This window comes from Myxococcus sp. AB025B (assembly GCF_006518215.1).
Taxonomy (GTDB): Bacteria; Myxococcota; Myxococcia; order Myxococcales; family Myxococcaceae; genus Myxococcus; species Myxococcus fulvus.
The window spans coordinates 70,901-82,705 of record NZ_SRLW01000006.1; the positions used below are offsets into that span (position 1 = coordinate 70,901).

Here is an 11,805-nt window from a genome sequence, read left to right on the forward strand (position 1 = left end):
CCCTGTTAGCGTAGCGGGTCGACATGGCATCGAACCTGACGCTTCTGGCCGGCCCCGACGCACTGCGGCTCCTGCGCGCGCGTGGCCTGCGTGGTGACGACGTGGACGTCGTTCCTGGGGCCTCCGGAGGTCCCAAGTGGCTGGTGCTCGCGGGGCTGGACCGGGCGCTCTTCGGTGGGCTCTTCCAGGGGCGCACCCGTCCGCTGCACCTGATTGGCAGCTCCATCGGCAGCTGGCGGCTGGCGTGTCTGGCGCAGAAGGACCCGGTCGCCGCGCTGCATCGTTTCGAGGCGGCGTACATCGACCAGCGCTATCCGCCCAAGCCCTCCCCCGCCCTGGTGAGCGAGACGAGCGAGCGGATCCTCGACGCGCTCCTGGGCGATGACGGCGTGGAGGAGATCCTCCGCCACCCGTGGGCCCGGCTGCACGTGGTCACCGCGCTGTGCAAGGGGCCGCTGGGCGTGGAGCACCCACGCGTGCAGCTGCTCGGGCTGGCGCTGTGCGCCATGGGCAACGTAGTGAGCCGCCGGAGCCTGAGCCTGCATCTGCGGCGCGTCATCTTCGACACGGCGGGCGACACCAGCCCCTTCGTGGGACAGAAGGACCTGCCCTCGGTCCACCTGCCGTTGACGAAGGAGAACCTGAAGCCGGCGCTCATCGCGTCGGGCTCCATCCCGCTGGTGCTCAGCGGCGTGCGCATCCCCGGGGCGCATACGGGCGTGTACCGGGACGGCGGCGTCATCGACTACCACCTGGACCTGGACTTCGGCGCGGGCGAGGGCCTGGTGCTCTATCCGCACTTCTATCCGTACGTGGTGCCGGGCTGGTTCGACAAGGCGCTGCGCTGGCGACGGGCGAAGCCGCTGAACTTCCGCAGGGCCCTGCTCATCTCCCCTTCCCCGGAGCTGGTGGCGCGCCTGCCCGGAGGACGGATTCCGGACCGCACCGACTTCGAGCGCATGAGCGACACCGCGCGCATCCGCGCCTGGAACCAGGTGGTCGCCGAGAGCGAGCGCATGGGCGACGAGCTCCAGGAGTTGATGACCACGGGCCGACTCGCCGAGCACGTGCGGCCGCTCTGAAGCGACAGCGGTGCTACGTGCGCGCGGGTGGCTCGCTGTCGAGCTGGACCTTGTCCACGTAGCACCAGCCCCAGCGCTCGCCCGGCTCCAGGGAGCGGATGATGGGGTGGTCCGACTCGTGGAAGTGCCGCGTCGCGTGCTTGTTCTTCGAGTCGTCGCAGCACCCCACGTGGCCGCACGTCATGCACAGCCGCAGGTGCACCCAGGTGTCGTGGAGCTTCAGGCACTCCTCGCACCCGCGGGTCCTCGGTCGCACGGGTCGCAGCCGGTCGAGGTGGCCACAAGGCCCTGTGCCCGGCTTCGGCAGGAACTCGAGGGTCGCCTGCGTGTCGATGAGCTCCGCCGACGTGCGAGGCGCGGCGGGCACGGGCTCCATCTCGAGCCCCTCGGGCGCGGGGGTGCGGAACAGCTCGGCGCAACGCTCGAAGGCGTCCGCGGCGCCCTTGAGCACCAGCTCGTCACCGGCCTCGAAGAGGGTGTGGGGCGTGACGGAGGTCAGCGGCACGTCGTCTCGTCGCAGCTCCAGGACTCCAAGGGCGCCGCCCGCGCGTTCGATGAGCGCCGAGACCGAGAGCCCCACGAGGGGCGCGCCCGGACGGACCGACACCCGGCGGGAGCCGAGACAGTCCTTCTCCAGCGCACAGACGAGCAGCGGCTTCTCCAGCGCGCCGGACCTGCGCAGCGCCGCGTAGCCGGAGCGACGCACGGAGTCCTCGTGGCCCTCGATGTCCTCGGGGGATTGGCGGTAGTCCTCGAGCACCGAGGAGAGCACGGCCACCAGGCTCTCCAGCTCCTCGCAGACCACGACGTCCGCGCCGGCCTCGCGCAGTGGCTCCACGTCCGCCACGGCGCGCACGCGGGCGACGAGTCGCAGCGTCGGGTTCTCCATCCGCGCGACGGCGACCACACGGTGGGCCATGGCCGCGTCGTCATCCACGACGAGCAGGAGCTTGGCGCGCTGGACACCCGCGACGCGCAGCGTGCGCTGTCGGGCGTAGTCGCCGCGGAACACCGCCATCCCCTCGGCCTCCGCCTCGTTCGCGCCCGGGGGACTCAGCGTGGAGACGAGGAAGGGAATGCCCGAGCCGCGCAGCACGCGCGCGAGCCTGCGTGCCCCATCTCCGTAGCCCGCGACGATGACGTGGTTCTCGTAGCGGGCGAAGGACTCGGCCGCGAGCGCCTCCGCCTCGTCCGTGGTGGGGCCCGCCTGCGCCACCGCGCGATGGACCTTGCGGGTGAGCCGCCCCTGGGCCCAGCCGCCCAGCCGTGACAGCAGCGGCGTGAGCACCATCAACATCACGGTGGCCGCGATGAACGCCTGCGAGCCTTCCTCCAGCCCCGCGGGGAACAGGCCCAGCCGACGGCCGCTGCGCTCCAGCACGAAGGAGAACTCGCCCACCTGGGCCAACAGCAGCGCGCTCTCCACCGCCACCGGCACGCGGTAGCCGAGCGCCAGCACCGCGATGCCCGTGGTGAGGACCTTCACCAGGAGCACGGCGACGATGGCCAGGAGCACCTCGGGCAGGTGCTCCACGAGGAAGCCCACGTCCAGCAGCATGCCGACGGAGACGAAGAACGTGGCGCTGAAGAGGATTTGCAGCGGGAGGATTTCGCCGAAGGCGTGCTCGCTGAAGCGGCTCTCGCTGACCACCAGCCCCGCCAGGAACGCGCCCAGCGACACGCTGACGCCCGCGAGGCTGGTGAGGTACGCGGTGCCGAAGCACACGGCGATGACGGTGAGCAGGAACAGCTCCGGTGAGCACGTGCGCGCCACCACCTCGAGGAGCCTGGGCATCAACCTGCGCGCCACCACGAGCACCGCGACGATGATGCCCAGTGCCTTGCCGAAGGCCCCCAGGAAGTGGAGCGGCGTATCGCCCTTCCCCGCCAGCACGGGCACCAGCAGCACCATCATCACCACGGCCAGGTCCTGGAAGATGAGCAGCCCCAGCGACACCTGCCCCACGTCCGAGGACGTCTCGCCCCTATCTCCCAGCAGCTTGAGGACGATGGCGGTGGAGGACAGCGCCACCAGGAAGCCCGTGAAGAGCGCGGGCCGCCACGCCACGCCAAACAGCATCAGCAGGCCCATCATCCCCACGGACGAAAGGCCCACCTGGAGCCCGCCGCCGCCGAACAGGAGCTTCTGGAGGCGCACCAACTTCTCCAGGCTGAACTCCAGGCCGATGCTGAACAGGAGCAGGATGACGCCCAGCTCCGCGGCCGAGTTCACCAGCTCCAGGTCCTTCACCAGCTTCAGCGCGTTGGGACCAATCAGAGCGCCGGCGAGCAGGAAGCCGACGATGGGCACCAGCCGGAAGCGATGGCCGACATAGGCCATGAGCGCGCCTGCGAGAATCAGCACCACGATTTCCTGCAGGAACGGCGCGGTGGCGGTGGCGAGCTGGGGCATGGGGCGCGACACGCAGGCCCCGCGATGGGCCCGCCGTGTGCCTCCAGCCTGCTCCGGGCCCGCGTCCGGACTTCATGCCCCACGGGAGCATTCGTGCACCAGTCAGCGCCCGCTGCCGCGCGAAAGCTCAACGGCCGACACCCTCGCGCGAGGATGCCGGCCGTCGGACTGCTTCAGACTGTCTCGAGCGACTCCGGGTCCGGGCCTGTCGGGCACCCGGCCCCGGAGGGTGCCACCTCTGTGAGAAGAGGTGGCGTCCGGCTCAGCTCACGCGGCGACGACGGTGCAGCAGGCTGAGGAGCGCCAGGGCCATCATGCCCGCCGGAGCACCCGCGCCCGTGGAGGAGCAACCCCCGCCCTCGTCGGGCCTGGCCGTCGCCTGCACGGTGACGCTGTGCGAGGCGCCGCTGGGGTCCTTCACCGTCAGCTTGAAGCTGAAGGTAGCGCTCTCGCCGTCCAGGTCCGGCACGTCCACGCTGAGCACCGCGCGGGTGGACTCGTTGAGCGTGACGCTCGGGCCACCCGTCTGCTCCCACTTGTACGTCAGGGCATCGCCATCGGGGTCGCTGGACTCCGAGCCGTCGAGCGTCAGCGACGTCTGGGGACCATTGACGATGATGCGGGCCTTCGCCACCGGGTCCTGGTTCGGAATCGGCGACGGGGTGACCTGCACGTCCACCGTGTCGCTGGCGATGACGCTGCCATCGCTCACCGTCAGGCGGAACGTCAGCGTCTCGGCGGCCGACAGGTCCGGCGCGGTGAAGGTCGCCACGGCGGAGGTGGCATTGGACAGCGCCACCGCCGTACCCGCCGTCTGCACCCACGTGTACGAGAGCGTGTCACCGTCCTCGTCCGTCGCCGATCCGCTCAGCGTGGCCGTGGCGCGCGCGGCCACGGTGCCATCCAGACCCGCGTTCACCGTCGGAGCGCGGTTGACGTTCAGCACGTCCACCGACACGTCCTGGGTGGCGTTGGCCGTCCCGTCGGACACCGTCACGCGGAAGGTGAGGACGGCGTTGGCGGCCACCTCACCCGTGGCGAACGTGGCCGTCGCCGTGTTGGCGTTGTCCAGCGTCACCGGCGTGCCGGTCAGCTGCGTCCAGGCGTACGTCAGCGTGTCGCCGTCGGCGTCCGAGGCCACGGCCGTGAGGGTGGCCGTGCTGCGCTCGTTCACCGTCACGGACGTCGCCGTCACCACCGGCGCGCGGTTCGCGGGGTGGATGACCACGTCCACCGTGTCGTTCACGCTCGTCTTGCCGTCGGACACCGTGAGGCGGAAGGACAGCGTCTCGTCCCCCGTCACCTCGGGCGCGACGAAGGTCGCCGTCGGCGTCGTGTAGTTCGCGATGGCCACGGGCGTACCGGACACCTGGGTCCAGAGGTACGTCAGGGGGTCGTTGTCCGCGTCCGTCGCGGCGCCGGACAGGGTGACGGTGCCGCGCTCATCCGCCGCTCCATCCGCGCCCGCGTTCACCGTCGGAGCGCGGTTGACGTTGCGCACGCGCACCGTGACGGTGTCGGAGGTCGTCAGGGTGCCGTCGCTGACGGTCAGCCGCAGGACGATGTTCGAGTCGACGGCCACTTCGGGCGCCGTGAAGGTGACCGTCGGCGTGGTCGCGCCAGACAGCGCCACCGCCGCGCCGGACACGCGCGTCCACTGGAACGTGAGCGAATCGCCGTCGGCGTCCGTGCCGCTGCCCGCCACCGTGACGAGCGTGCGCTCGTCCACCGTGAGGTCAGGACCCGCGTTGGTGACGGGGGGACGGTTGAAGCAGACGCCCGTGTCCGCCACCAGGCTGGTGAACGGGGTGTTGGTGATGCCCGTGAAGGCGATGTTGTCGATGGCCCAACCCGTCGTGCCCGTCGCGTTGTCCGTGCCGATGCGGAAGCGCAGCTGCACCGTCTTGCCCGCGTACGTGGCGCCCAGGTTCAACGTGGCGGCCACCAGGTTCGGGAAGCCCGCGCTCGTGCCGACGATGGCCTGACGGCCCTGCAGGTTGTTGATGATGCCCGCGGCCGTGTTCAGCGTACCGCCATAGAGCGGGGCGCCCACGTCCACCCACGTCTGCCCGCCATCCTGGGTCAGCTCGATGACGGCGCCGTCGTAGTAGACGGTGGGGTTGGTGCCCGTCTCGAACTGGTAGGCATGGTCGAACCGGACGATGAGGTCCCCCGTCTCCGCCACGTTCAGCTCCGGCGTCTTGAGCCAGAAGTCCGTGGGGCGACCCGCGGCCTGCCCGAGGAACGCGCGGTTCAGGCCACGCGCGTCCAGGGTGGTGAAGGAGAAGTACTGCTCGGTGATGCCACCACCCTCGGCGGACTCCATCTCCCAGGGCAGCAGGAGGATGTTGGACTGGACCGTCTCCGTGGTGCTGGTCGCCGGCGCCTCGTTGTAGTTCGTCGTGGCGGCCATCGAGGCGACCACGTCTCCGGGGTTCGCGCTGTCGGGATCCCGGAGCGCGACGGTGAACTCCGCGACCGTGCTGGGCGCCGCGTCCGTCAGCGTCACCGGCACGGACACCGTCGCCTGCTCGAAGGAGCCCAGCGCGGGGATGGCGACGACACCATTGTTGCCGAGGGTGATGCCCCGCGTCGGGGAGATGACCGTGGCGGTGCTCGCGTTCGCCGGCACCGAGCCATTGTTGATGACGGTCAGGACCAGGCGGCCCGTCTCGCCGTTGTCGAGCACGCCGTCGCGATCACACGAGCCCGTCGGAGAGTCGTCCGCGAGCGTGAGCGCCACGAACTCGAGCGAGGCGCCGACCTTGAAGCTCTCGACGACGCCCGCATGCGTGGTGGAACCGCGCGGCGGGGAGATGGCGCCCGGGCCCATGCCGCGCTTGGCGAAGGCCGCCCAGAAGCGCTGCGCGTCCTCGGGATCATTCGCCTCGGCGGCGGCGATGAGGGCGTTGCGCGCCTCGTTGTAGGTGGGCGCGGCCGGCGTCAGCATGTAGCCGGTGACCAGGTAGCGCTTCATGCGCGCCTGGGCCTCCTCGAACGGGTGGACCCGCAGCAGGGACGTGTACGCCTCCCAGAGCATGGTGGCCCAGATCTCACCCGAGTTGTGGACCTGCGCGTTGACGCTGGCGCTCGGAGAGATGGGCGCGGTGGTGGGCAGCGGCACCCCGTTCATGATGTGACGGAACGTCAGCGCGTTCTTCGCCATGTCCGACGAGTACGCCACCCGGCGGATGCCGTAGAAGGCGCTGTCCAGCGAGATGGCGCGCGTGGCGAACTCGCCCGGGCCGTAGGCGCCCATCCAGTTGGCGTTGGACTCGACCTGGATGTCCTCCGGACGCGTCATCATCAGCAGGCCGTGGAAGTCCGCCCAGCCCTCGCCCATCGCGCGGCCCTGGTTGTTGGTGAGGCCCGCGGCGTTCTGGACGAGGCGGTTGCTGATGTAGTGACCCCACTCGTGGGCCACGATGAAGTTGTCGACGGTGCCATCCGGCCGGTACGTCGCGGTGCGGTTGAGGTGCAGCGTCAGGCCCGGCGCGTTGCGGATGCGGGTCGCATCCGGCAGGGTGATGAGCACCACGGGGATACCGATGGTCCTCGAGGAGCCACCGAGGTTCGCGACCGCGCCCGCCACGTTGTTGGCGATGATGACGGCCGCGGCGCCCGCCGCCTCCGCGTTCTGCACCTTCACGACGAAGGAGCACTCAGGGGGGCCGCCACGGTCGATGATGGCGATGTTCCCCGCCACCTCCGCGGCGTTGGTGAGGGGGCTGCAGCCATCACGGTCCGTCGAGCCAGGACCCGCCGCGTCCAGCGCGTTGACAGCGGGCCGCGTCAGATCGAAGCCCTGCGGCCCCATGTCCATCGCGATGCCCACGGGGACACTGCCCGCGACCTCGGAGGGTGCCGTCACCGTCAACGTCGCGATGCGCTCCGCGTTGAAGACGTACATCTGCATGACGGGCGAGGCACCGTCCGCCGGCGTCGACATGTTGGCGTTGTTGGTGCCGCTGTAGTCCTGCGCCTCCGCGAGGACCGGGTCACCGCCGATGCCGCCGCGGCCGAAGTTGTCGGTCTGCGCGTTGCCCGACGCCTCGTCGAAGCCGGAGTCGTAGTACCAGTCGTGCAGCCAGTTGTTCACGAAGAACAGGCTGGTGGTCGCCGCGGCGATCTGCTCGTCGTTGATGTTGGGCCGCATGTCGAACTGCATCGTCCGGTCGAACACGCCGGGCGCGGTGACGGTGGGCCGCAGGTCGCCGGCGGAGAAGCGCGGAGGCGCCACCAGGTCCGCGTAGGCGTCCACGTTGTTGCCCGTGGTCACCGTCGCGTCCGCGGGCAGCCACGGGTCGTTCCGGCTGAAGGGCGCGTTCTGCAGCGTGATGAGCGCGGGGGGCACGAAGGCCGGGCGGAAGCCGGTGGGCGCGCCATCCGGGTGCGGGCTCGCGTTGGTGCCCGCGGGGCCGTCATGCGGCGTGTACGGAGGCGTGGTGTCCGCGAACGCGCGGTAGCTGAAGGCGGCCTCCTCGCGCATGTTCTTGCGCATGAGGACCTGCCCATCCACCGCGGAGATGACGTACGAGTACGCATCCCACTCGAGGCTGTCCTCGCGTCCGCTCTGCACCTCCACGTAGTACGCGGGGACGAGCCTGTCCTCGAACGGGTAGTAGACCGGCCGGGCCCGGGCCGGGACGCGCAGCCCCTCTTCCAGGGGACGCGCGTAGGTCGCGAGCGAGAAGTGCGTGTACCGGTCTCCAGGCCGCGCGCTCTTGACCTGCGCCAGCAGGCTCGCGTCCAGGCGCGTGCCGGTGACGTCCTGGTACGCGGCGGCGATGGCGGCGCTCGCGTTCCCCTTGAACGCCAGGCGCTCGGGGACGGCGCTGGTGGACACGTGCTCGGACAGCGCGCCGGACAGGCCCACCACGGAGTTGCCCTTGTCGAGCAGCACCGTCACGTTGTTGCGGAACACCTCGACGCCGCCGAACTCCTGCGTCAGCGTGACGAGCCGGGCGTTGCCCAGGAGCTTCACGGAGGTGACGCGCGCGCCGGCCTCCTCGAAGGAGCGGAGACCGAAGTCGGAGGCGTAGTCCTTCAACTGCGAGAGCGCCGCGGCCTCGGGCGACATCTTGGCGAGCTTCGCACGCTGCGACTTCTGCGCGTCCGTGGTCCGGGCCCAGATGAAGCGAGGAGCACTCGAGCCTGCCGCGGGCAGCGAGACACGCGCACTCGTGTCACCAGCCGCGGACTTGAGCTTCGCGGACTTGGGCTCCGCGGGCTTGGCTTCCAGGTATGCGTCGTAGTTCGGCAGCGTCCGAGCGAAGGAACCGGTACCCGAAAGTACCAGCGCCAGGCCGGACAGCTTGGCAACCAACCTTCTCACGTGGGGGTGCTCCCTTGGGAAAGCGCGGGGGTAGGAAGCCACCCCGAAGAGACGGGTATTGCGCGCCCCGGACAGCTCACCGGGTACACGGATCTCTTCGGGAAGGCCTCCAGGTGACAAATTGTCACCTGTTGAAGAGATTAGTGCCTTTACTGATGTAGGTTGAAAGGCGACAAAGCCGTTTTTTCTACGCTCGCGGGAGATTTTCATGGGCACGGGAGACCCAGCGCAAAATTTCTTCAGCAAGAACAGAGGGTTGCAATGTCCCTGGCGCACATTCCAGTGAGGACGGACCAACCCAGTTTCTCCAGAGTCAAGTCAGGGATGACCCGCACGGCGGACAAAGTGTCGCGGCGGAGACAGGCGGGACTCGGAGCCCGCTCTGGCGAAAGCTCGACGCGAGCCTGGGCAACGGCACGTGGAACTCGCGGAGCAGGACGCCTGAAAAAGCGAAACCCCATCCTCCGGAGCGGGAGGATGGGGTCTCTTGAAACATCATTGCGGGGGCAGGATTTGAACCTGCGACCTTCGGGTTATGAGCCCGACGAGCTACCAGGCTGCTCCACCCCGCGTCATGTTGATGTCTGCCTTTGAACACCAGAGGTCCGGCTTTGATTCACCGGACCTCTGGCTTCCTGAATTGCGGGGGCAGGATTTGAACCTGCGACCTTCGGGTTATGAGCCCGACGAGCTACCAGGCTGCTCCACCCCGCGTCAGCGGCGAGGGAGGTAGTACCGCCCCTCGCCGGGGACTGCAACATCTATTTCGAGCGAACCCGAGCACGCATCCAACACGTGCTCGAGCGCGCGGTGCGAATCACTTGCGCAGCTTGCTGAAGAGGTCGGCCATCGTGCCGAACCCCTTCTTGCCCGCGCCCTGCGGCTGCTGCGTCTTCTGCCAGGCCTCCACCTCGGCGCGCTCCTCCGCGCGGACGGCGGCGGTGACGGACAGGCGGATCTTCCCGGACGCGTCGATGTCCAGGATGGCCACCTTCACCTCCTGGCCCAGCGCGTAGTGCTTGCGCAGATCCGTGCCGCGCTCGGTGCCCGTCTCGCTCGCGGGGAGCAGGCCCTTGCCACCGGCGAACACGAGGAAGACGCCGTACGGCTCGATGCGGTCCACCTTGCCGACGACGACCTGGCCCACCTTGGGACGGGGCGCCGCGGGAGCCGCGGGCGCGGCCTTCTCCGCCGAGGCGGCCGGACGCTCCTCGGGGGGACGCTGCGCCTCCTCCTCGGAGATGCGGCGCAGGCCGATGCGCTTGTCCTTCTCGTCGATCTTCTCGACGGCGACCCAGATGGTCTCGCCTTCCTTCACCACGTCGCGGGGGTGCGCGATGCGGCGGTCGCTCAGCGCGGAGATGTGCACCAGGCCATCCACGCCCGGGCGCAGCTCCACGAAGGCGCCGAACTGCTGGAGCCGGACGACCTTGCCCTGCAGACGGTCCCCCTCCTTGATCTCGGAGATGGCCTTCTTGAACGGGTCCTCCTGCCGCGAGCGCATGGACAGCGTGATGCGCTCCTTCTGCTTGCTCTTGTCGGGGGAGTTGGGCTGCGCGGCCTCCATGCGCAGGATCTCCACCTCCACGTCGTCACCGACCTTCACCACGTCGCTGGGGTGACCCACGCGCGTGTACGAGAGCTCGGAGACGGGGATCATCCCCTCCACGCCGCCCAGGTCCACGAACACGCCGAAGTCCCGGACGCCGGTGACCTTGCCCTTGACGACCTTGCCGTCGCCCAGGTTCTTGCGCGTCTCCGCGGCCAGCTGGCGCTGCTCGTCCTCGAGCAGCGAGCGGCGCGAGAGCACCACGTTGCGGTCCCGGACCTCGGTGACGCGGAACTTGAGCTTCTCGCCGATGAACTGGTCCGGCTTCTCGACGTAGCGCAGGTCCAGCTGGCTGATGGGGCAGAACGCGCGCACGTCGCCGATGGCGACCTCCACGCCGCCCTTGTTCACGCTCAGCACCATGCCCTCGACGGGCATGCCCGACGCGCGGGCCTCGGCCAGCATCGCCATGGACGCGCTGCCCTTGGCCAGCGCGCGGCTCAGCACGATGCCCTTGGCGCCCACCTCGATGACGTGCGCGTCCAGGCTGTCACCCACGCCGTAGCGCAGGATGCCCTCGTCGTCCTTGAGTTCGCGCAGCTCGATCATCGCCTCGCTCTTGGACGCGCCCTCCAGCGACACGAACGCGGTGTCCGCGCCGAGTTGGAAGATGGTGCCCTTGACCTTCTCGCCCAGGCGCACGCCCCGGCGGCCCGGCGCCCCACCCTCCTTGGCCTGCGCCTCGAACATCTCGGCGAAGGACTCGGACTCGGGGACCTCCTCGTACAGCGCGGAGGAAGGCGCCGGCGTCGGCGTCACAGGGCGCGGCGCGGAGGTCGTCGTCGGCGCGCCGGAGGCCTCGGCCTCCGCGGTGGTCGCCTCGGCGGTCGCGGTCGCCTCGGTGGGGTTCTCCCCCACCGGGCCTCGCGTCTCGATGGCGCCCGACGCGCGCTTCACGACGACCATGGGACCGGAAGGACGGCGCTCGCCGCCACCGCGGCGCTCGCCTCCACCCCGCTCCTGACCGCCCTGGCCACGAGGAGGACGGCGCTCGTCGCGCGGAGCCCCTCCGTCGGAGCGCGGACGCGCGTCACGGCCCTGACCGGGACCGCCGCGCTCGCCGCCGCCGCGAGGACCCTCGCCACGGCCGCTGCCGCCCGAAGGGATGCCGAGCATCACGTCACCGAAGGTGGCCTTCGGCTTCTTGGGGCCGCCCATCCCACCCGGACCGCCCGCATTGGAACCGTTCTTCTCGTCGCTCACTGCCGAGACCTTCCTGAGACGAAGTCAGCCAGACTTCCCGTGAAGCCGGGCCCATGAAAAAGGCGGCGCACTCTACACGCGCGCCCTGTCCGGAGGAAGCCCCGAAGACAGGCACGCGGCCCACACCACCGCAAGGACCTCAACGGAGGCCCCCCGCCAGCCC

The 11,805-nt window shown here is 69.8% G+C and carries 4 protein-coding genes, 2 tRNA genes and 1 pseudogene; 1 reads left to right on the plus strand and 6 read right to left on the minus strand.

The genetic code is table 11. The features are described 5' to 3' along the window. Window positions 1–23 precede the first annotated feature (23 nt). Window positions 24–1,082 (plus strand): patatin-like phospholipase family protein, encoded by a 1,059-nt coding sequence (locus tag FL311_RS02170; protein ID WP_141323124.1) that lies wholly within the window; start codon window positions 24–26, stop codon window positions 1,080–1,082. A 13-nt stretch (window positions 1,083–1,095) separates the two neighbouring features. Here FL311_RS02170 and FL311_RS02175 read toward each other — a convergent pair whose 3' ends face one another. The 6 genes and pseudogenes from FL311_RS02175 to FL311_RS02200 all read right to left on the minus strand — a co-directional run bounded on the left by FL311_RS02175 (window position 1,096) and on the right by FL311_RS02200 (window position 11,642). Then, window positions 1,096–1,347 carry a UBP-type zinc finger domain-containing protein gene (locus FL311_RS02175; RefSeq protein ID WP_228556627.1) on the minus strand — a complete coding sequence of 84 codons (252 nt, stop codon included), beginning with the start codon at window positions 1,345–1,347 and terminating at the stop codon, window positions 1,096–1,098. Window positions 1,348–1,890: 543 nt separating this feature from the next. Beyond that, window positions 1,891–3,495 (minus strand): annotated as a pseudogene (locus FL311_RS02180) (cation:proton antiporter); the annotation flags it as partial. Window positions 3,496–3,757: 262 nt separating this feature from the next. Continuing rightward, window positions 3,758–8,830, minus strand: coding sequence for a myxosortase-dependent M36 family metallopeptidase (locus tag FL311_RS02185; protein WP_228556626.1), 5,073 nt, complete (start codon window positions 8,828–8,830; stop codon window positions 3,758–3,760). A 498-nt stretch (window positions 8,831–9,328) separates the two neighbouring features. Beyond that, window positions 9,329–9,402: transfer RNA gene (locus tag FL311_RS02190), tRNA-Met, on the minus strand. Window positions 9,403–9,470: 68 nt separating this feature from the next. Then, window positions 9,471–9,544 (minus strand) — tRNA-Met (locus tag FL311_RS02195). Window positions 9,545–9,647: 103 nt separating this feature from the next. Then, window positions 9,648–11,642: a S1 RNA-binding domain-containing protein gene (locus FL311_RS02200; RefSeq protein ID WP_141323126.1), complete on the minus strand. Its 1,995-nt coding sequence runs from the start codon at window positions 11,640–11,642 to the stop codon at window positions 9,648–9,650. Between the last annotated feature and the right edge of the window lie 163 nt (window positions 11,643–11,805).